Source organism: Amycolatopsis albispora (assembly GCF_003312875.1).
Taxonomy (GTDB): Bacteria; Actinomycetota; Actinomycetes; order Mycobacteriales; family Pseudonocardiaceae; genus Amycolatopsis; species Amycolatopsis albispora.
Genome location: NZ_CP015163.1, coordinates 1,555,316 through 1,574,562 on the forward strand (window position 1 = coordinate 1,555,316; position 19,247 = coordinate 1,574,562).

At 73.2% G+C, this 19,247-nt stretch carries 20 protein-coding genes; 16 read left to right on the plus strand and 4 right to left on the minus strand.

Annotation, left to right across the window (positions count from 1 at the left end; translation table 11 throughout):
• The first annotated feature begins 6 nt into the window (after positions 1-6).
• Together A4R43_RS07530 and A4R43_RS07535 are read left to right on the plus strand one after the other, a co-directional pair.
• Positions 7-717 carry a GntR family transcriptional regulator gene (locus A4R43_RS07530; protein WP_113691653.1) on the plus strand — a complete coding sequence of 237 codons (711 nt, stop codon included), beginning with the start codon at positions 7-9 and terminating at the stop codon, positions 715-717.
• A 26-nt stretch (positions 718-743) separates the two neighbouring features.
• Positions 744-1,889 (plus strand): NAD(P)/FAD-dependent oxidoreductase, encoded by a 1,146-nt coding sequence (locus tag A4R43_RS07535; protein ID WP_113691654.1) that lies wholly within the window; start codon positions 744-746, stop codon positions 1,887-1,889.
• A 4-nt stretch (positions 1,890-1,893) separates the two neighbouring features.
• Here A4R43_RS07535 and A4R43_RS07540 read toward each other — a convergent pair whose 3' ends face one another.
• On the minus strand, positions 1,894-3,069 hold the full coding sequence (locus tag A4R43_RS07540) for a zinc-dependent alcohol dehydrogenase (protein WP_113691655.1): 1,176 nt from the start codon (positions 3,067-3,069) through the stop codon (positions 1,894-1,896).
• Positions 3,070-3,082: 13 nt separating this feature from the next.
• On the minus strand, positions 3,083-3,325 hold the full coding sequence (locus tag A4R43_RS07545; RefSeq protein WP_113691656.1) for a hypothetical protein: 243 nt from the start codon (positions 3,323-3,325) through the stop codon (positions 3,083-3,085).
• A 125-nt stretch (positions 3,326-3,450) separates the two neighbouring features.
• Here A4R43_RS07545 and A4R43_RS07550 point away from each other — a divergent pair, with 125 nt between their 5' ends.
• Complete coding sequence (locus tag A4R43_RS07550; RefSeq protein ID WP_113691657.1) at positions 3,451-3,921, plus strand: DUF4383 domain-containing protein; 471 nt, start codon at positions 3,451-3,453, stop codon at positions 3,919-3,921.
• A gap of 55 nt (positions 3,922-3,976) precedes the next feature.
• Here A4R43_RS07550 and A4R43_RS07555 read toward each other — a convergent pair whose 3' ends face one another.
• Complete coding sequence (locus tag A4R43_RS07555; RefSeq protein ID WP_113691658.1) at positions 3,977-4,171, minus strand: DUF2795 domain-containing protein; 195 nt, start codon at positions 4,169-4,171, stop codon at positions 3,977-3,979.
• The gene (locus A4R43_RS07560; protein WP_113691659.1) at positions 4,168-5,154 is read right to left on the minus strand and encodes an NAD-dependent epimerase/dehydratase family protein; all 987 of its coding nucleotides are present in this window, start codon (positions 5,152-5,154) and stop codon (positions 4,168-4,170) included. The genes A4R43_RS07555 and A4R43_RS07560 overlap by 4 nt, the downstream gene beginning before the upstream one ends.
• Positions 5,155-5,196: 42 nt before the next feature.
• Here A4R43_RS07560 and A4R43_RS07565 point away from each other — a divergent pair, with 42 nt between their 5' ends.
• The 13 genes from A4R43_RS07565 to A4R43_RS07620 all read left to right on the plus strand — a co-directional run bounded on the left by A4R43_RS07565 (position 5,197) and on the right by A4R43_RS07620 (position 19,244).
• Positions 5,197-6,084 (plus strand): polysaccharide pyruvyl transferase family protein, encoded by an 888-nt coding sequence (locus tag A4R43_RS07565; RefSeq protein WP_113691660.1) that lies wholly within the window; start codon positions 5,197-5,199, stop codon positions 6,082-6,084.
• Positions 6,081-6,908, plus strand: coding sequence for a glycosyltransferase family 2 protein (locus A4R43_RS07570; protein WP_113691661.1), 828 nt, complete (start codon positions 6,081-6,083; stop codon positions 6,906-6,908). Before A4R43_RS07565 ends, A4R43_RS07570 begins: the two co-directional genes overlap by 4 nt.
• Positions 6,905-7,792 carry a glycosyltransferase family 2 protein gene (locus A4R43_RS07575; RefSeq protein WP_113691662.1) on the plus strand — a complete coding sequence of 296 codons (888 nt, stop codon included), beginning with the start codon at positions 6,905-6,907 and terminating at the stop codon, positions 7,790-7,792. The genes A4R43_RS07570 and A4R43_RS07575 overlap by 4 nt, the downstream gene beginning before the upstream one ends.
• 51 nt (positions 7,793-7,843) lie before the next feature.
• On the plus strand, positions 7,844-8,806 hold the full coding sequence (locus A4R43_RS07580) for a glycosyltransferase (RefSeq protein ID WP_113691663.1): 963 nt from the start codon (positions 7,844-7,846) through the stop codon (positions 8,804-8,806).
• A 19-nt stretch (positions 8,807-8,825) separates the two neighbouring features.
• Entirely contained in the window at positions 8,826-10,034 is a 1,209-nt protein-coding gene (locus A4R43_RS07585; protein WP_113691664.1) for a glycosyltransferase, read from the plus strand.
• 187 nt (positions 10,035-10,221) lie between these two features.
• Positions 10,222-11,844 (plus strand): carbamoyltransferase family protein, encoded by a 1,623-nt coding sequence (locus tag A4R43_RS07590; RefSeq protein WP_113697411.1) that lies wholly within the window; start codon positions 10,222-10,224, stop codon positions 11,842-11,844.
• Positions 11,841-13,304 carry an HAD-IIIA family hydrolase gene (locus A4R43_RS07595; protein ID WP_113691665.1) on the plus strand — a complete coding sequence of 488 codons (1,464 nt, stop codon included), beginning with the start codon at positions 11,841-11,843 and terminating at the stop codon, positions 13,302-13,304. The genes A4R43_RS07590 and A4R43_RS07595 overlap by 4 nt, the downstream gene beginning before the upstream one ends.
• Positions 13,301-14,356, plus strand: a complete 1,056-nt coding sequence (locus A4R43_RS42600) for a glycosyltransferase family 9 protein (RefSeq protein ID WP_162788361.1) — start codon at positions 13,301-13,303, stop codon at positions 14,354-14,356. Before A4R43_RS07595 ends, A4R43_RS42600 begins: the two co-directional genes overlap by 4 nt.
• On the plus strand, positions 14,353-14,925 hold the full coding sequence (locus A4R43_RS42605) for a D-sedoheptulose-7-phosphate isomerase (RefSeq protein WP_162788362.1): 573 nt from the start codon (positions 14,353-14,355) through the stop codon (positions 14,923-14,925). The genes A4R43_RS42600 and A4R43_RS42605 overlap by 4 nt, the downstream gene beginning before the upstream one ends.
• Positions 14,922-16,289 (plus strand): D-glycero-beta-D-manno-heptose 1-phosphate adenylyltransferase, encoded by a 1,368-nt coding sequence (rfaE2, locus tag A4R43_RS07605; RefSeq protein ID WP_113691666.1) that lies wholly within the window; start codon positions 14,922-14,924, stop codon positions 16,287-16,289. The genes A4R43_RS42605 and rfaE2 overlap by 4 nt, the downstream gene beginning before the upstream one ends.
• A 29-nt stretch (positions 16,290-16,318) precedes the next feature.
• Positions 16,319-17,005 (plus strand): SDR family oxidoreductase, encoded by a 687-nt coding sequence (locus A4R43_RS07610; RefSeq protein WP_113691667.1) that lies wholly within the window; start codon positions 16,319-16,321, stop codon positions 17,003-17,005.
• A complete protein-coding gene (locus tag A4R43_RS07615; protein WP_113691668.1) occupies positions 17,002-17,937 on the plus strand; it encodes a glycosyltransferase family 9 protein in 936 nt (311 codons plus the stop codon). The genes A4R43_RS07610 and A4R43_RS07615 overlap by 4 nt, the downstream gene beginning before the upstream one ends.
• Complete coding sequence (locus A4R43_RS07620; RefSeq protein WP_113691669.1) at positions 17,937-19,244, plus strand: UDP-glucose dehydrogenase family protein; 1,308 nt, start codon at positions 17,937-17,939, stop codon at positions 19,242-19,244. The genes A4R43_RS07615 and A4R43_RS07620 overlap by 1 nt, the downstream gene beginning before the upstream one ends.
• Positions 19,245-19,247 lie beyond the last annotated feature (3 nt).

Below are 19,247 nucleotides of genomic sequence, written 5' to 3' on the forward strand. Positions count from 1 at the left end.
CCAAGCATGCCGACCCTGCACGAGACCATCCGGCGGGAGTTCGAGGACCAGATCCACGCCGGCACGCTGCCGCCGGGAACGCGGCTGCCGACCGAGATGGAACTCTGCGAGCGGTACGGGGTCAGCCGCGCGACCGCGCAGCGGGTGCTCAACGACCTCGCCGACGCCGGGCTCGCCGTGCGCCGCCGTCGTCAGGGGACCTTCGTCGCCGATGTGCGGCAGCAGGTCAACCTGCTCAGCTTCGTGTCGCCGGACCGGCTGGCGAAGGGGGTGCCGGGGCGGCACGAGGTGATCTCGGCGCGGATCGTGCGCGCGGCCGACGCCGTGGTGACGCTGCCCGGCGCCGCCGACGACACCGCGGTGGTGGAACTGGTGCGCCGCAAGCTGGACCCGCTCGACCGGCCGCGCACCGTCGAGCGGCACGTGATCCTGTTCTCGGCCGCGCCCGAGCTGTTGACCGAGGACCTCGCGGAGTTCGTCTCGCTGCCCTATCTCCGCGATCGGGGGGTGCCGATCGACCGCGTGCGGATCTACCTGGACCCGGTGGTGCTCGACGAGCACGACGCCGGGCTGCTCGGCAGCGAGCCGGGCACGCCCGCACTGCGCCGGCGCCGGGAACTGCGTGCGGACGACGGGAACGTGATCGAGGTGGTCACGGTACTGGTCCGGCCGGGCAGCGTGGAGTTCTTCGTGGAACTGCCCGCGCCCTCGGCTTGACCGCCGATCGAAGGGAGTGCACGCCGATGAAGGTCATCGTGGTGGGTGCCGGAGTGCTCGGCATCAGCGTCGCGCGATCACTGGCGCGGGCCGGGGCGGAGGTCCTCATCCTGGACCGCACCGGCCCGGGCGCCGGAACGAGTTCGACCACCTTCGCGTGGACGAACGCGAACCGCAAGCCCGACCCGGACTACTACCGGATCACTCTCGCGGGCATGGCCGAACACCGGGAACTCGCCGCGGAGCTGCCCGGCGAGCAGGCCTACTTTCCCAGTGGTGGCCTGCAGTTCGCCGACGCCGAGACCGAGCCGTGGCTGACGGCGAACGTGGAACGCTTGCAGGGCCTGGGATATCCGGCACGCTGGATCGACCGTGACGAAGCTTCGGCGCTGGCGGGCGGGATCCGGATCCCCGCGCGCACCACGGTCATCGCGCACTTCCCGGCGGAAGGCTACGTGCGGCCGGACCGGTTCGTGCAGAACCTGCTGGCCGACGCCGTCCGGCACGGCGCGGCGCTGTCCACCGGCACGGTCGTGTCCATATCAGACGGTCATCGGGCGCGCGTCGAGCTGGCCGGGGGAGAGGTGCACACCGCCGACCGCGTGGTGCTGGCGACCGGGCGGTGGACCGGTGAACTGGCCGCCGCGTCCGGTTTCGACGTGCCGATGGTGTCCAATGTGGAGCGTGGGTCCCCGGTCATCGGGTTGCTGGGTTATGTCCGCTCGCCGCTGGACCTGCGGTGCGTGCTGCACACACCGGGGCTGAACCTGCGGCCCGGTGCGGGTGCGCCCGCGGTCGTGCAGGCACTGGACGTGAATCCCGGTGTCGATCCGGCGAGACCGCCCGGCCCCGGCAGCGACCAGGCGGCGACGATCGCCGCGCGCCTGGCCGCGCTGCTGCCCGATCCCGGCGAGGTGCCGGAGATCGAGCTGCGAGTCGGCTTCCGCTCGCTGCCCGCGGACGGCAACCCGATCACCGGCTACCTGGGCGAGCGGATCTACTGCGTGGTCTCCCACGGCGGCATCACGCTCGCGCCGCTGCTCGGCAGGCTCGTCGCGGCCGAAGTCGCCGGGGATCAGCGAGAAGAACTGCTCGAGCCGTTCCGGCCGGGGCGTTTCGCGGGTCAGGCCGTCCCGGCGCCGGCACGCCCGGCGAAGCTGGGGGAGCAATAGGGCGTCAGGCGACGTCCAGCACGGTTTTCAGCCAGCCCTCTTCGCGGCGGTCGAAGGTGCGGTACGCCTCGATCGCGTCCGTGGGCTCCGCGTGCTGCGTGATGAACGCGGTGGGCTCGAACCCGCCGGTGGCCACCATGCTCATCAGCTTCGGCAGGTACCGCCGGTGGTTGCAGTTTCCCATGTGGACGGTCAGGTTCTTGTTCATCGCCTCGCCGAAGGGGAAGCGGTCGAACCCCGGCGGGTAGACACCGATCACGCCGATGGTGCCCGCCTTCGCCACCGCCTGCACCGCCCAGCGGATCGCCTGGCTGGGGGCGCTTCCCGGCACCCACTGGTCACCGGAGGCGGCCGTTTCCGGGGCCGCTTCGGCGCGTTCGGCTTCGAAGTCCGCGGTCGAGGACGCCGGTTGCTCGGCGTCCACCCCGACCGCTTCGATCACCCGGTCCACGCCGATGCCCCCGGTCAGCTCCCGCACCACGGCCACCGGGTCCTCCCGGTTGAAGTCCACCACCTCGGCGTTCTGCCGCCGCGCCGCGTCCAGCCGCGACGGCACGCCGTCCACGGCGAACACCCGCCCGGCGCCCTGACGCTTGGCCGACGCGATGGCGAACTGGCCGACCACGCCCGCGCCGAGCACCAGCACGCTGTCCCCGGTGCCGACCTCGGCGAGCCTGCCGCCGAACCACGCGGTGGGGAAGATGTCCGAGAGCAGGATGGCCTCGTCGTCGCTGACCCCGTCCGGGATGCGCACCAGCGAGGTCATCGCGAACGGCACCCTGGCGTACTCGGCCTGCAGCCCGTCCACCGGGCCGGTCGACTCGGGACCGCCGAAGAAGCAGGTCCCGCCGCCCGGGTTCGCGGTGTCGCACTGGGCGTAGTACCCGGCCCGGCAGTACGAGCAGGTGCCGCAGCCGATGGTGGACGGGATGACCACCCGCTCACCGGGCGTGAACCCGCGCACGGCCGGACCGACCTCCTCGATCACCCCGACGCCTTCGTGCCCGAGCACGGTTCCCGGCACCATGCCCGGCATCGTGCCGCGCACCAGGTGCAGGTCCGTGCCGCAGATCGCGCTGCGGGTCAGCCGGACGATCGCGTCGCTGGGTTCGAGCACCTTCGGATCGGGTACCTCGTCCAGCCGGATGTCCCCTACTCCGTGCCATACGACGGCTTTCATCTGCCACGCCTCCTCACGCGGTGGCGGCGGTTTCCGGGTTCGCGGCGGCGAGTGCCGCCCGCAGTTCGTTCGTCTCGGCCACGGACAACTCGAGCCGGGTGGTGATCGGCCCACCCCGGCTGCCCGGCGGGCTGGTCACCTCGAGCTGTCCCGGCCGCAGCCGGATCCGCCCACCGCAGGTCAGCCCCAGCGTCACGGCGGTGTCCTCCAGGTCCTGCCGCGCCCCGAGCCGCTCACGCAACCAAGTCCAGATCATGCGCCGGGGCTACCCGGTCCGAGCCGGGCAAAACCCGGCCCGCCGCGTGTGAACCGCGGCCCACCGGGAAGCCCGGCTTGGTCAGTGTTCTCTTTCACCGCCAAGACTCTCGGAAAGGAGTCCCCATGTCCCGCCCCTACCAGCACCCGGAAACCGGTGCCGCCACCCCCGCGGCCGCCCGGCGCACTCCGGTCCAGCTGGTCTCGCTCGTCTACGGCGTGGTGTTCCTGCTGGTCGGCGTGCTCGGCTTCGTCCCGGGCGTGACCACCGACTTCGAACTGCTCACCTTCGCCGGGCACGAGTCGTCGGCGCTGCTGCTCGGCGTGTTCGCGGTGTCGGTGCTGCACAACCTGGTGCACCTGCTGTTCGGCGCCGCCGGACTGGTGCTGGCGCGCACCCCGACCGGCGCCCGCGCCTTCCTGATCGGCGGTGGTGTGGTCTACCTGGTGCTGTGGCTCTACGGGCTGCTCATCGACCACGGGTCGTCGGCGAACTTCGTGCCGGTCAACACCGCGGACAACTGGCTGCACCTCGGCCTGGCGGTCACCATGATCGGCTTCGGCCTGGCGTTCGGCCGCGGCCTGCGCTCGGCCTGACGTGGAACCGGGCGGCGGTGGCTCAGCCGAACCACCGCCGCCCGGGAGCACGCGGTCAGCTTTCTCCGGCGATTTCCTTGCTCACGCCGCTGGGCCCCTCGTACTCGCGGTCCGGCAGCTTCCGGAGCAGGTCGAGCGTGCCCTCGTCGGCGCCGTTGGACTTGGCCGCCTCGACCAGGTCGTCCCGCCTGGCGGGGTAGTCCACACCGGACAGATGACGCTGGACCTCGATGGGATTGGCCTTGCTCATCGGTTTCCTCCTATCTTTTCGGTTTCCCGGGCCGGGCTGGTCCGCGCCGCGAACCAGTCGATGGTGCGTGCCAGCCCTTCGGCCGGGCCGATCTCCGGTGCCCAGCCCAGCGCGGCCCTGGCCAGGCCGATGTCGGGGCACCGGCGCCGCGGGTCGTCCTCCGCCGCGGCGATGCGGGCGATCGGTGACTCACTGCCGGTCAGCCGCCGGATCTCTTCGGCGATGGCCAGCACGGTCAGCTCGTGCGGGTTGCCGATGTTCACCGGGCCGGAATGGGCCCCGGCCGCCAGCGCGAGCAGCCCGGACACGGTGTCGTCGACGTAGCAGATCGAGCGCGTCTGCGTCCCCGATCCGGCCACGGTCAGCGGCTCACCGCGCAACGCCTGGCCGATGAACGCCGGGATCATCCGGCCGTCGTCGGCACGCATGCGCGGGCCGTAGGTGTTGAAGATGCGCGCGATGGTGACGTCGGCCTCCCATTCGCGCCGGGCCGCCGCGGTGTACGCCTCGGCGTAGCGCTTCGCTTCGTCGTACACGCTGCGCGGGCCGATCGGGTTGACGTTGCCCCAGTAGTCCTCGCGCTGCGGATGCTGCTCGGGGTCGCCGTAGACCTCGCTGGTGGAGGCGAGCAGGAAGCGCGCGTGGTGGCGGCGGGCGAGGTCGAGCGCCCACGCGGTCCCGGCCGACCCGGCGGCCAGCGTCTCGAACGGCAGCCGGAGGTAGTCACGCGGTGAGGCCGGGCACGCCAGGTGCAGGACCAGGTCGATCGGGCCGGGCGGTTCGGACGGCCACCGGGTCACATCCGCCTCGAGCAGGCTGAAACCGGGCGTTTTCAGCAGTTCCCAGAGGTTCTCGCGGTCGCCGGTGGTGAAGTTGTCCACGCAGACCACCTGCGTGCCGAGGGAAAGCAGCCGTTCGCACAGGTGTGAGCCGACGAACCCGGCGCCCCCGGTCACCACCGCCCTGGTGAAGTTCCAGTCCATGGGGCGGGGTGTACCCGGCGACCGGCCGGGTATGCGGGGGCCATGCGTGTTCTGCTCACCGGGTGGCCCAGCTTTCCCGACGGCGAGGCGACCGCGGGCGACGTGCTCAGCCTCCGTTCGGTCCGCTCCGCGCTGACCTCGGCGCGGATCGACAACGAGACGGCGTGGAGCCCGGTGTTCCGGCCGGGCGCAATGCGGCTGGAGGACGCCGAGCCGTCGCGGTACTCCCACGTGGTTTTTGTCTGCGGACCCGCGCACGGCGCCCAGGTGCGGCGGCTGCACGAGCGCTTCGGGGACTGCCACCGCATCGCCGCCGGGGTGTCGGTGATCGACCCGGAGGATCCGGCGGTCACCGGGTTCCACCGGGTGCTCGCGCGTGACGAGCCGGGCGGCGCGCGGCCCGACCTGGCCTGGCACGCCGGCACCACCCGGACCCCGGTGATCGGCGTGGCGCTGGCGCCGGGGCAGCGGGAGTACGGCGGGCGGCGGCGCCACGAGCTGGTGCACGGCGCACTGGACCGCTGGCTGTCTACTTTGGACTGCGTGCGGCTGCCGGTGGACACCAGGCTGGACAGTCGCGACTGGCGGAACTGCGCCACCCCGGACCAGTTCGGCTCGCTGCTGGCCCGGCTGGACGCGCTGGTCACCACCCGGCTGCACGGCCTGGTTTTCGGCCTGCGTGCCGGGATCCCGGTGCTGGCGGTGGATCCGATCGAGGGCGGCGGCAAGGTGACCGCGCAGGCCCGCGCGCTGGGCTGGCCCGCACTGGTCGGCGCGGAGTCCGTCGCCGAACCCGGGGTGCTGGACCACTGGTGGTCGTGGTGCCTGTCCGAGCGCGGTCGCACGGCCGTGCACCGCCGTCCGCCCGAGGACGGGCTGCTCACCGAACTCGTCACCGAACTTGTCACGGGATTGAAGGAGGCCCGGTGAAGACAACCGTGGTGATCGCCACCCGGAACCGGGCCGACGAACTGGCGCGAACCCTGGGCGAACTCTCCGAGTTGCACCCACGCCCGCCGATCATCGTGGTGGACAACGCTTCCACCGATCACACCGCCGACGTCGTCCACGCCGCCGGCGCGCGGCTGCTCTCGCTGCCGCGCAACCTGGGTGCGGCGGCACGCAACATCGGGGTCGCCGCCGCGCGCACCCCTTACGTGGCCTTCAGCGACGACGACTCGTGGTGGGCGCCGGACGCGCTGGCCAAGGCGGAACTGCTGTTCGACCGGCACGCCCGGCTCGGCCTGATCGCCGGGAAAACCCTGGTGGGCCCGGAAAACCGGCCCGATCCGGTGGTCGAGCTGATGGCGCGGAGCCCGCTCGGGCGGGACGAGGGCAGCCCCGGCCCGGCGGTGCTGGGCTTCCTGGCCTGCTCGGCGATCGTGCGGGCCCGTGCCTTCGCGAACTGCGGGGGGTTCGACCCGCTGCTGCACTTCGGCGCGGAGGAGAAGCTGCTGTCCTACGACCTGGCCGCGGCGGGCTGGCAACTGTGCTACATCGAGGAAGTCGTGGCACACCACCACCCGTCGCCGTCGCGCATGCGTGCCTCCCGCAGACGGCGGCTGGAGGCACGCAACAACCTGCTGATCACCTGGCTCCGCCGCACGCCACGCCAGTGCCTGGCCGCGGTCGCCGCGACGCCACCCCGCGCGCTGGCCGGGGCCGCCCGCCGCCTGCCCGCCGTGCTCCGGCGGCGGCAGCGGCTGCCGCGGGCGGTGGAGGCCAGGGTCCGGCTCCTGGAGGGAACCCCATGAGAAGCACGGTCGTGATCATCACCAGGGACCGGTGCGGTGAGCTGCTCAGAACGCTGGCGTGGATGACCGCGCTGCCCGACGCGGCCCCGATCGTGGTGGTGGACAACGGTTCCGCCGACGGCACCGCCGACGCGGTCCGCGAGCGGTTCCCCGGGGTCGAGCTGATCCGGGCCGGGCGCAACCTCGGCTCGCTCGGCCGCAACCTCGCGGTGAGCCGGATCACCACCCCGTACGTGGCCTTCTGCGACGACGACACCCGCTGGCAGCCGGGCGCGCTGACCAGGGCCGCCGACCTGCTCGACCAGTACCCCGGCCTGGCTTCGGTGACCGGGCGCTGCCTGGTCGAACCGGAGCTGACCGAGGACCCGATCACCCCCGAGCTGCGGTACTCGCCGGTGCGCGGGCCGGACTGGCTGCCCGGCCCGGCGCTGCTCGGGGTGATGGCCGGGCTGTCGATGTTCCGCGTCAGCGCGTTCGAGGAGGTGGGCGGTTTCTCCCGGCGGATGTGGTTCGGCGGGGAGGAGGAACTGCTCGCGCTGGACCTCGCCGCCGCGGGCTGGTGGATGTGCTGGGCCGAGGACGTGGTGGTGCACCACGCGCCGTCGAAGGCACGGGACTCCCGGCGGCGCCGGCAGCTCGGCATTCGCAACACCCTGTGGACGCTGTGGCTGCGGCGCCCGGCGCGCAGCGTGTGGCGCCGCACGGTGGACGTGCTCGGCTCGGCTCCCCGCGACCGGCACACGGTGGCGGCGGTGCTGGAGGCGCTGCGCGGGCTGCCGTGGGTGCTGCGCTCGCGGCGGGTGGTGCCCGATCCGGTCGAGGCCGGGCTGCGGGAGCTGGAGCGGTCGCAGCGGGAGTCGGTGGCGCGCCGCTACGTCGGGTGAGTTCTTCGATCACTCGTGTTTAGTCCGGACGGTGGCGTCAACTCCGGAACCATGAAAGTGCTCGCCTGGCATGTTCACGGCTCATGGATGAACGCGTTCGTCCGCGGGCCGCACACCTACGTTCTGCCCACGCTGCCCGAAGGCGGGCCGTGGGGACTCGGCCGGGCCGGGCGGCCGTGGCCGGACAACGTGGTCGAAGCGGGCGAAGCGGAACTCGCCGACACCGATGTGGACATCGTGGTGCTGCAACGGCCCGAGGAGATCGAGCGGGCCGAACGGTTGCTGGGCCGGAAACCGGGACGCGACGTGCCCGCGGTTTTTGTCGAGCACAACACCCCGCTCGGCAACGTGCCGGACACCCGTCACCCGCTGGCGGACCAGTCCGAGATCCCGATCGTCCACGTCACCCACTTCAACCAGCTGTGCTGGGATTCCGGGCAGGCGCCGGTGATGGTCATCCCGCACGGCGTGCCCGACCCCGGCGAGCAGTACACCGGCAGCGTCGAGCGCGCGGCGGTGGTGATCAACGAACCGGTCCGCCGCGGCAGGCGGACCGGGACCGACCTGCTGCCCGCGTTCAGCCGGGCCGCGCCGCTCGACGTGTTCGGCATGGGGCTGGACGGCCTCGGCGACCACCTCGGCCTCGGCCCCGACCGGCTGCGGCCGGTGGGTGACCTGCCGATGGGCGACCTGCACCGGGAACTGGCGAGCAGGCGCCTCTACCTGCACACCGCGCGCTGGACCTCGCTGGGCCTGTCCCTGCTGGAGGCCATGCTGCTGGGCATGCCGGTGGTCGCGCTGGCGACCACCGAGGCCGCGGTGACCGTGCCGAAGCAGGCCGGGTTCGCGGCCACCGACGTCGGCGCGCTGACCACGGCGGTCCGTGAGCTGATCGCCGACCCCGAACTGGCCCGGTCCGCCGGGAAGGCCGCGCGGGAGCACGCGCTGGCGAACCACGGTCTCGACGCGTTCCTGCACAACTGGGAAACGCTCTTCGGCCGGGTGGTGGCATGAACGAGCTAGGAGGTAGCCGATGAGGATCGCGATGGTCTCGGAGCACGCCAACCCGCTGGCGGCACTGGGCGGGGTGGACGCGGGCGGGCAGAACCTGCACGTGGCGGAGCTGTCCGCCGCGCTGGTCAGGGCGGGCCATCGCGTGACCGTGCACACCAGGCGGGACGATCCGGACCAGCCGGAGGAAGTGCTCACCTCGGCCGGGTTCACCGTGCGGCACGTGACGGCCGGCCCGGCGCGGCCGGTGCCCAAGGACGAGTTGCTGCCGCACATGAACGAGTTCGCGCTGCGCCTGGAGCAGGACTGGCTGACCGACCCGCCGGACGTGGTCCACGCGCACTTCTGGATGTCCGGGCTGGCCTCGGTGCTGGCCGCGAAGTCCGCCGGTGTCCCGGTGGTCCAGACCTTCCACGCGCTGGGCGTGGTCAAGCGACGGCACCAGGGCGACGCGGACACCAGCCCGCCGGACCGGATCCGGATCGAGCGCATGGTGGGCAAGCACGCCGCGCGCATCGCCGCGACCTGCTCGGACGAGGTGTTCGAGCTGGTCCGGATGGGCGTGCCGCGGGCGAGCGTTTCGGTGGTGCCGTGCGGCGTCGACCTGACCCGGTTCAGCCCCGACGGGCCCGCCGAGCGCAAGGGCGCGCGGCGGCGGCTGGTGGCCGTGGGCAGGCTGGTGCCGCGTAAGGGTTTCTCCACCGCCATCGCCGCGTTGCGCGGGGTGCCGGACACCGAGCTGGTGATCGCCGGCGGTTCGGACGGCGAGGACGAGGAGGCCGACCGGCTGCGCTGGTTCGCCGAGCGCATGGGCGTGGCGGACCGCGTGCACCTGCGTGGCGCGGTGTCGCGTGAGGACATGCCCGCCCTGCTGCGCTCGGCCGACCTGGTGGTCTGCACGCCGTGGTACGAACCGTTCGGCATCGTGCCGCTGGAGGCGATGGCGTGTGGTGTGCCGGTGGTGGCCGCGGCGGTCGGCGGGCTGACCGACACCGTGGTGGACGGGGTCACCGGCGCGCTGGTGCCGCCGCGGCAGCCGGGGCCGCTGGCGGCGAAGCTGCGGGAGTTGCTCGCCGATCCGACCACGCTCGGCGGTTACGGCGCGGCGGGGGCGGACCGGGCGCGTGCCCGCTACTCGTGGGATCGGGTGGCCAGGGACACCCTGCGGGTTTATTCGAACGTGCATTCCGCCGGTGTGCCCGCTTCGGCGGTGGCGGGCGCCGAGGTCTGAGCAGCGTCAGAGCGGCACACAGGGGCACATAGGGGCGCGGTCACCACACGGTGGCCGCGCCCCTTTTTGTGTCGGTAGGTAACCGACTGTCCGGCCGGACAGCGGAAAGTCGCAAGAAATCGTTTGGGAGTCGCTTCACCGGGTAGCGATATGGAAGACGGCTCGCAGCGTTAGGGAGGTGAACCGGGTGCGGATACTCGGGATCAACGCCGTATTCCACGACCCGGCGGCAGCACTCGTGATCGACGGGCGAGTGGTGGCCGCGGCGGAGGAAGAGCGGTCCAGCCGCCGCAAGCACGGCAAGCGCCCGGTGCCGTTCTCCGCGTGGGAGCAGCCGGAGCAGGCCGCCCGCTGGTGCCTGGAGCAGGGCGGCATCGACGTGACCGAGCTGGACGCGGTCGGGTACTCCTACGACCCCTCGCTGGTCGATCACGGCGGTGACGGGCTGGATCCGGCGTGGGAGGAACTGCGCACGACTTTTGCGCGGCGCGCACCGAACTTTCTGGCCAGCGCACTTCCCGGTCTTGATCCGGAAATCGTCCGGTTTGTCCGCCACCACGTGGCACACGCGGCCTCGACCGGGCTCGCCGCGCCATTCGGGGATTCGGCGGTGCTGGTCGCGGACGGCCGCGGGGAGAACATTTCCTATCTGGCCGGTGAATACCGCGACGGAAAGCTGGTGGAATGGGCGACGCAGCTGTTGCCGCACTCGCTGGGCCTGCTGTACGAGGACCTCACCGAGCACCTCGGCTTCGCCAGGTCCAGCGACGAGTACAAGGTGATGGCGCTGGCGTCCTACGGCAGGCCGCGGTTCGAGCCGGAGTTCCGTGAGCTGGTGTACGCCACCGGTGACGGTGGCTTCCGCACCGAGCCGGTGGACTGGGAGGCGTTCGCGCCGCGGCGCACCGGCGGGTTCGAGCAGTCGCACGCCGACCTGGCCGCGACCGTCCAAAAGCGACTCGAGGACGTGCTGCTGGAGCTGGCCCGCGGGCTGCACGAGCAGACCGGGCAGAAGCGCCTGACGCTGGCCGGTGGCACCGCGCTCAACTGCGTGGCCAACAGCCGCCTGTACCGCGAAGGCCCGTTCGACGAGATCTGGGTGCAGCCCGCCTCCGGCGATTCGGGAACCGCGCTCGGCGCGGCGCTGCACCTGGCCGCCGAGGCCGGCGAGCCGATCGAGCCGATGCCCGGCGCCGACCTCGGCCGCGGCTGGACCGACGGCGAGCTGCGTGGCTGGCTGGACCGCGCCGGGGTGCGGTACGAACGGCCGGACGACGTGGCGGAAACCGTGGCGGAGGCCTTGGCGGACAACCAGATCGTCGCCTGGTTCCAGGGCCGCGCCGAATTCGGGCCGCGGGCGCTGGGCCACCGCTCGCTGCTGGCGCACCCGGGTTACCAGGAGAACCTGGAACGGCTCAACGACGTCAAGGGCCGCGAGCAGTTCCGCCCGGTGGCGCCGATGGTGCTGGCCGAACGGGCCGCTGGGATCTTCGGCGGCGGGCCGCTGCCGAGCCCGTACATGCTCTTCGTGCACCACGTCGCTCCCGAGTGGGCGGACCGGATCCCGGCGGTGACGCACGTGGACGGCACCGCCCGCATCCAGACCGTGGACGCGGCCGAAAAGCCGCTGCTGGCCAGGATGCTCGGCGCGTTCGCCGAGCGCACCGGGATTCCGGTGGTGGTCAACACCAGCCTCAACACCGCGGGCCGCCCGATGGTCGACGACCCGCGTGACGCGCTGGAATGCTTCGGCTCCAGCCCGATCGACCTGCTGGCCATCGGCCCGTACGTGGTGCGGAGGGCGCGATGACCGGCGAGTACACCGTGGTGGTGCCGACCACCGGGCGACCGGCGCTGCACACCCTCCTCAGTGGACTCGACCACGGTTACGGTCCCGCCCCGGCGGAGATCGTCGTGGTGGACGACCGGCCGGGTGACAACGAACTCGAACTGCCCGAGCTGACCCTGCCGGTCCGCGTGCTGCGCACCGGCGGGCGTGGCCCGGCGGGCGCGCGGAACCTGGGCTGGCAGGCCGCGAGCACCGAATGGATCGCCTTTCTCGACGATGACGTGCGGGTGCCCGCGGACTGGCGGCACAACCTGGCCGATGACCTGCGCGACGCTGTTGACGCCTCCCAGGGCCGCATTCACGTGCCCCTGCCGCCGGATCGCCGTCCCACCGACGACGAGCGCGGCACCGCCGGACTGGCCACCGCGCGGTGGATCACCGCCGACATGGCTTACCGGCGCCGCGTCCTGGTCGCACTGGGCGGCTTCGACGAGCGGTTCCCGCGTGCCTTCCGTGAGGACGCCGACCTGGCGCTGCGGGCGGAACGGGCGGGTTACCGGCTCGCGGTCGGGGAGCGGACCACCATCCACCCCGCCCGCCGGTCCGGCTTCTTCGCCAGCGTCCGCGCGCAACGCGGGAACGCCGACAACGCCTTGATGCGTGCGAAGTTCGGCCGTGACTGGCGGGCGGACACCGGTGAAGGACCGGGCCGTTCCGGCAGGCACGCGCTGACCACCGCCTGTGCCGCGGCGGCAGCCGGCCTGGCCGCGGCGAGGCACCCGTTGGCCAAGTTCGCCGCGGGCGCCTGGCTCGGGCTGACCGCGGAGTTCGCGGTGCGCCGGATCCTGCCGGGCCCGAAGACCGCCGGCGAGCTGGCGCGCATGCTGGTGACCAGCGTGCTCATCCCGCCGGTCGCCTGTGCGCACCGGCTGGCGGGGGAGTGGCGCGTCCGTTCGGCCCGCGGTCCCGCCGCGGTGTTGTTCGACCGCGACGACACGCTGATCGCGGATGTGCCCTACCTCGCCGACGCCGAGCAGGTGAAACCCCTGCCGGGCGTGGAGGAGGCACTGCGGCGGCTGCGTTCGCGCGGTGTGCGCGTCGGCGTGGTCAGCAACCAGTCGGGGGTGGCGCACGGGCTGATCACCCCGGAGCAGCTGGCCGAAGTGAACTCCAAAGTGGACGAACTGCTCGGCCCGTTCGACACCTGGCAGGTCTGCGTGCACCGCGACGCCGACGGCTGCGCCTGCCGCAAGCCCGAGCCGGGACTGGTCGAGCAGGCCGCCAGGGACCTCGGGGTGCCGGTGGGGCGGTGCGTGGTGATCGGCGACATCGGTTCGGACGTGCGCGCGGCGCTGGCCGCCGGCGCGCAGGCCGTGCTGGTGCCCACCGGGAAAACCCGGCCGGAGGAGATCGAGCACGCCCGCCGGTACGCCCGCGTCGCGGAAACCGTGGAGGACGCCGTGGAGCTGGTGTTCTCGTGAGCCGCCGGGTGCTGGTGGTCCGGTCGGACAATCTCGGCGACGTGCTGCTCGCCGGGCCCGCCGTGCGTGCCGTGGCCGCGAACGCGGACGAGGTGAGCTTTCTCGCGGGCCCGCGCGGCCGGGCGGCGGCGGAACTGCTGCCCGGCGTGGACCGCGTGCTCAGCTGGTGCGCGCCTTGGATCGACCCGGAACCACCGGCGGCCACCCCGGCCTCGCTGGGGGAACTCCGCGACCGCGTCCGCGCGGTGCGACCGGACCGGGCACTCGTGCTGACCTCGTTCCACCAGTCGCCGCTGCCGATGGCGCTGGCGCTGCGGGAGGCCGGGGTGCCGTGGATCGGCGCGATCAGCGAGGACTACCCGGGCTCGCTGCTCGACCTGCGGCACCGGGTCGATGGTGATCCGCCCGAGCCGGAGCGGGCGCTGTCGCTGGCCGAGGCCGCCGGATTCCGGCTGCCGCCCGGCGACGACGGCAAGCTCGCCATCACCGGCCCGCTGCCCGACGTCACCGCGTTGACCGGCGAACCCGGCTACGTGGTGGTGCATCCCGCGGCCTCCGCGCCCGCCAGGGAATGGGGCGCCGAGCGGTACGCGGAGGCGGTCGAAGCACTTGTCGAGCACGGGTACCGCGTGGTGCTCACCGGGGCACCCGGCGACCGCGAGCTGTCGAGGCGGATCGCCTGCCCCGGCGCGCTGGACCTGACCGGGCACACCGATCTCCGCGAGCTGGCCGCCGTGCTGGCCGGTGCCGCGGTGGTGGTGGCGCCGAACACCGGGCCCGCCCATCTCGCGGCCGCCGTGCGCACGCCGGTGGTCTCGCTGTTCGCCCCGGTGGTGCCCGCCGCGCGCTGGGCGCCCTACGGCGTGCCGGTGGAACTGCTGGGCGACCAGGACGCGGCCTGCCGCGACAGCCGGGCCAGACGGTGCCCGGTGGCGGGCCACCCCTGCCTGAACCGGGTGGGCGCGGCCGAGGTGCTGACCGCCGTGCGGCGGCTCACCGCGAAGCGCGCGGGGCGAGTGAGGCAACTGGAGCACACGGGAGGTGCAGCGTGATCACGGAACATTTCACGGCGCTCAGTGAAGCGCTGGGGCGGCTGGGTTCGGCGGCTCCGACGATCGACCGGTGGGGGCGGCACCTCGCCGCGGTGCTGAGCTCCGGCGGGAGACTGCTGGCCGCGGGCAACGGCGGCAGCGCCGCCGAGGCGCAGCACCTGACCGGTGAGCTGGTCGGCAAGTACCTGCACGACCGGCCGCCGTTCTCGGCCATCGCGCTGCACGCGGACACCTCGGCCGGCACCGCCATCGTCAACGACTACGGCGAGCAGGAGCTGTTCGCCCGCCAGGTCCAGGCCCACGGCCGCGAAGGCGACGTGCTGGTGCTGCTGTCCACCAGCGGCCGCAGCCAGAACGTCTGCGCCGCCGCGAAAACCGCGCACGACCTCGGCGTGACCACCTGGGCGATGACTGGGCCGCTGCCCAACAGCCTGGCCGCGCTGTGCGACGACGCGATCGCGGTGGAAGCCGACTCCACCGCCACCGTGCAGGAAGCCCACCTGGCGATCGTGCACACGCTGTGCGCGGTGTTCGACCGGGCGATCGGCGTGGACGGGATGGTCGCGTGAACCGCGGGCCGCTGGTGGTCGTCGGTGACGCGCTGCTCGACATCGACGTGGACGGTACGGCGGACCGGCTGTGCCCGGAAGCGCCGGTGCCGGTGGTGGACGTGGTGCGTGAATGGCACCGCGCCGGTGGCGCGGGACTCGCCGCGAAACTCGCCGCGCGCTCGGCGTCGGAGGTCGTGCTGCTCACCGCGCTCGGTGACGACGAGGCGGGGGAGCGGCTGCGGGCCTTGCTGCGCACCGAAGTCGATGTGCTCGCCTTGCCCTTGCACGGCGGAACTCCGAGCAAGAAGCGGATCCGCGCGGGTGGTCAGCCAATCGCCCGGCTCGACGACGGTGACGGCCGCGTGGCCGACATCCGGTCCCACGCCGGGGTGGCCGACCTGCTGCAGAGCGCGTCCGGGGTGCTAGTCGCCGACTACGGGCGCGGGGTCGCGGGCAACGGCATGATCCGGCGCCTGCTCGCCGAAGCCGCCCGCCGGGTGCCGTTGGTGTGGGACCCGCATCCGCGCGGCGCCCAGCCGGTGCGCGGCAGCGCGCTGGTCACCCCGAACGACGCCGAGGCCGCCCGGTTCGCCGGTGGCAAGCGGCCACCCGACGACCTGGCCCGCTCGCTGCGCGCGACCTGGGGCTGCTCGGCGGTGGCCGTGACGCTGGGCGCCGACGGCGCGGTGCTCGCCGACGCCGAGCAGACCCGGATGACCGTGGTGCCCGACGGCTGCCGCGTCTCCGCCGGGGTCCGGCCGGACACCTGCGGCGCGGGCGACCGGTTCTCCAGCGCCGCGGCCGCCGCGCTCTACGACGGCGCGGACGTCGCCGAGGCGGTGGAGGTCGCGGTCGAGTCGGCCGCGCGGTTCGTGGCGGCCGGCGCGGCGAGCTCGCTGTCGGAAACCCCGCCACCACTGCGGGAAACGCGCGAAACCGCGGCGCCGTCGGCGTTCGCGCTGGCGGCGAAGGTCCGCGCGCGCGGCGGCAGGCTGGTGGCCACCGGTGGCTGCTTCGACCTGCTGCACCCCGGGCACCTCACCCTGCTGGAGCAGGCCCGCGCGATGGGCGACGCGCTGATCGTCTGCCTGAACTCCGACGAGTCCGTCCGGCGCCTCAAGGGCGAGACCCGGCCGATCCTGGCCGCGCCCGACCGGGCCCGGCTGCTGAACGGGCTGGCCGCGGTGGACGCGGTGGTGGTCTTCGACGAGGAAACCCCGGAACGGCTGCTCGACCGCCTCGCCCCGGACGTGTGGGTCAAGGGCGGGGACTACGCCGAACCGGACCTGCCCGAAGCCGAGGTCGTCCGGCGGCACGGCGGTGAGGTCGTGCTGGTGCCGGTGCTCGACGGTTACTCGACCACGCGGCTGGTCACCCGATGAACGCGGCGAGTCCAACGAGAAGGAGGAGCATGACAGGGCTGGGCAACGTACTGATCTCCGGCGGCGCGTCGGGACTCGGTGCCGCCACGGTCGAAGCGGTGCGGGAGGCCGGTGGTGCGCCGCTGGTGCTCGACCGCAACCCGCCCGCCGACGACGTGCCGTACGAGCGGGTCGACGTCACCGACACCGAAGCGACCACCGCGGCGGTGCACCGGCTGGCCGAGCGCGCGGGCGGGCTCGACGCGGTGTTCACCGCGGCGGGCGTGGACGTGCCGGGCACGCTCGACTCGGTGCCGGTGGACACCTGGGAGAACGTGGTCCGGGTCAACCTGTTCGGCACCGCCGCCGTGGTGCGTGCCGCGCTGCCGCACCTGGAACGCTCCGGCGGCACGGTGGTCACCTGCGCGTCCACGCTCGGCATCAAGGCGGTCAGCGACGCGACGGCCTACTGCGCCGGGAAGTTCGGCGTGGTCGGCTTCACCAGGGCGCTCGCGGCGGAGACCGCCGGGCGCGTCGGCGTCACCCTGCTGGTGCCCGGCGGCATGCACACCGCCTTCTTCGACGCCAGGGAGGACCGGTACAAGCCACCGGCCGACGCCAAGCTGAACCGGCCGGAGGACGTGGCCAGGACCGTGGTCTTCGCGCTCGGCCAGCCCGCCGGTTCGCAGGTGCGCGAGCTGGTGGTCTGCTCGGACGAAGAATCCTCCTGGCCATGAGCGGGATCCTGGTCCTGCGGGCGCTCGGGCTCGGTGACCTGCTGGTCGCCGTGCCCGCCCTGCGCGGGCTGCGCCGCGCCTGCCCCGGCGAGCGGATCACCCTCGCCGCGCCCGAACCGTTCCGCGAACTGCTCCCGCTGCTCGACGTGGTGGACGACCTCCAGCCGACGGCCGGGCTGGGCGCGTTGCGCGCCCCGGCCGAACCGCCGTCGCTGCTGGTCAACCTGCACGGCAGCGGGCCGGAAAGCATTGCCGACCTGGCCGCGGTGGCGGGTGAGGCGCCGGTGTTCACCCACGCCCACCCGGACTTCCCGGCGTATCACGGTCCACAGTGGACCGAGGAGCTGCCGGAACGCGTGCGCTGGTGCCGGTTGCTGGCCTACTACGGGATCGAGGCGGATCCGGCCGACCTGCGGATCGCCCGCCCGCCGCGGCCGTCGCCGGAGCCGGGCGCGGTGGTGATCCATCCCGGTGCCGCCTACGGTGCCCGCCGCTGGCCGGCGGCCCGGTTTTCCACCGTGGCCAGGGAACTGGCCGGTGCCGGGCACCGCGTGGTGATCACCGGTTCGGCGGCGGAACGCGAGCTGGCCGGTGAAGTGGCCGCGGGAGCCGGACTCGGCGAGGGCGCGGTGTTCGCCGGGCGGACCGGCCTGGCCGAGCTCACCGCGCTGGTCGCCGATGCCGAACTGGTGGTCTGCGGCGATACCGGGGTGGCGCACCTGGCCTCGGCCTGCGGCACCGCGTCGGTCCTGCTGTTCGGCCCGACCCCGCCGGCCCGCTGGGGACCGCCGCCCGGCCGCGGCGAGCACGTCGTGCTGTGGTCGGGCACCACCGGCGACCCGTTCGCCGACCGCCCGGACCCCGGCCTGCTCCGGATCGGGGTCCCCGACGTGCTGTCCGCGACCCGGCTGGCACTGGGAGGTGAGGCCTGATGGCTGAGGAAGCTGAGCGCTGCGTCGGTGTGGTCGGCGCCGGTTACGTCGGCCTGACCACCGCCGCCTGCCTGGCGCACCTGGGGCACCGGGTGCGCTGCGCCGACATCGACGAGTCCAAAGTAGACAGGCTGAACCGGGGAGAGGTGCCGATCAGCGAACCCGGCCTGCCGGAACTGGTGGCCGGAGGGCTGGCTTCCGGCCGGCTCCGGTTCACCACCTCGGCCGCCGGACTCCGTGACACCGACGTGGTTTTTGTCTGCGTCCCGACCCCCATGGGCGAGCGCGGCGAGGCCGACCTGCGTGCGCTGGAAGCGGTGCTGCGGGAGCTGGGCGAGCTGCTTTCGCCCGGCACCGTGCTGGTGCTGAAATCGACGGTGCCGGTGGGCACCACCGCGCGGGTGCCCGCGCTGACCGGCCGCGACGACCTCCCGGCGGTGAGCAATCCGGAGTTCCTCCGCGAGGGCTTCGCCGTGCGGGACTTCCTGGAGCCCGACCGGATCGTGCTCGGCGGCGACCGCGGTCTCGACCGGGTGGAGTCGTTGTACTCGGCGCTCGGCGCGCCCGTGGTGCGCACCGACCCGGCGAGTGCGGAGCTGGGCAAGTACGCCTGCAACGCCTTCCTCGCGCTGAAACTGTCCTACGCCAACGAACTGGCCGAGCTGTGCGAGCAGGTCGGCGCGGACGTGCGGCACGTGACCACCACGATGGGCATGGACGACCGGATCGGCCCGGCGTTCCTGCGGCCCGGCCCCGGCTGGGGCGGGTCGTGCCTGCCCAAGGACGTGGCCGCGCTGCGCCGGTCGGCCCGTGATCGCGGGATGCGGTTCGGCCTGCTGCAAGCGGCCGAGCACACCAACACCGGTCAGCACGAGCGGGTGGTCCGCAAGGTGCAGGAGCTGCTCACCGGCTCGCCGTACGGCTCACCGGCCGGCGCGCGGATCGGCCTGCTCGGGCTGACCTTCAAGGCGGGCACCGACGACCTGCGTGATTCACCCGCGCTGGCGATCGCCGCCCGGCTCGCCGAGCGCGGCGCGGTGCTCACCGGGTACGACCCGGCGGTGCCCGCGGCGAAGGGCGGCGCGGTCGCCGACGTGCACGTGGTCGACGACCCGCTGCTGGTCGCCAAGGACGCCGCGGCGCTGGTGGTGCTCACCGAATGGCCCGAGTTCCGCGAACTCGACTGGGCGCAGCTGGCCGAACTCGCCGACCGTCCTGCGGTGGTGGACACCCGGAACCTGCTCGACGCCGACGACCTGGCGCGGCACGGGTTCAGCTGCCGCGGCATCGGCATCCCGACCCGATGAGGA

Coding starts and splice junctions, on each gene's coding strand:
- A4R43_RS07530 (WP_113691653.1), top strand. CDS start 7: ATGCCGACCCTGCACGAGACCATCCGGCGGGAGTTCGAGGACCAGATC.
- A4R43_RS07560 (WP_113691659.1), bottom strand. CDS start 5,154: ATGGACTGGAACTTCACCAGGGCGGTGGTGACCGGGGGCGCCGGGTTC.
- A4R43_RS07550 (WP_113691657.1), top strand. CDS start 3,451: ATGTCCCGCCCCTACCAGCACCCGGAAACCGGTGCCGCCACCCCCGCG.
- A4R43_RS07620 (WP_113691669.1), top strand. CDS start 17,937: ATGGCTGAGGAAGCTGAGCGCTGCGTCGGTGTGGTCGGCGCCGGTTAC.
- A4R43_RS07595 (WP_113691665.1), top strand. CDS start 11,841: ATGACCGGCGAGTACACCGTGGTGGTGCCGACCACCGGGCGACCGGCG.
- A4R43_RS07585 (WP_113691664.1), top strand. CDS start 8,826: ATGAGGATCGCGATGGTCTCGGAGCACGCCAACCCGCTGGCGGCACTG.
- A4R43_RS07565 (WP_113691660.1), top strand. CDS start 5,197: ATGCGTGTTCTGCTCACCGGGTGGCCCAGCTTTCCCGACGGCGAGGCG.
- A4R43_RS07540 (WP_113691655.1), bottom strand. CDS start 3,069: ATGAAAGCCGTCGTATGGCACGGAGTAGGGGACATCCGGCTGGACGAG.
- A4R43_RS07575 (WP_113691662.1), top strand. CDS start 6,905: ATGAGAAGCACGGTCGTGATCATCACCAGGGACCGGTGCGGTGAGCTG.
- A4R43_RS07555 (WP_113691658.1), bottom strand. CDS start 4,171: ATGAGCAAGGCCAATCCCATCGAGGTCCAGCGTCATCTGTCCGGTGTG.
- A4R43_RS07580 (WP_113691663.1), top strand. CDS start 7,844: ATGAAAGTGCTCGCCTGGCATGTTCACGGCTCATGGATGAACGCGTTC.
- A4R43_RS07610 (WP_113691667.1), top strand. CDS start 16,319: ATGACAGGGCTGGGCAACGTACTGATCTCCGGCGGCGCGTCGGGACTC.
- A4R43_RS07535 (WP_113691654.1), top strand. CDS start 744: ATGAAGGTCATCGTGGTGGGTGCCGGAGTGCTCGGCATCAGCGTCGCG.
- A4R43_RS07615 (WP_113691668.1), top strand. CDS start 17,002: ATGAGCGGGATCCTGGTCCTGCGGGCGCTCGGGCTCGGTGACCTGCTG.
- A4R43_RS07545 (WP_113691656.1), bottom strand. CDS start 3,325: ATGATCTGGACTTGGTTGCGTGAGCGGCTCGGGGCGCGGCAGGACCTG.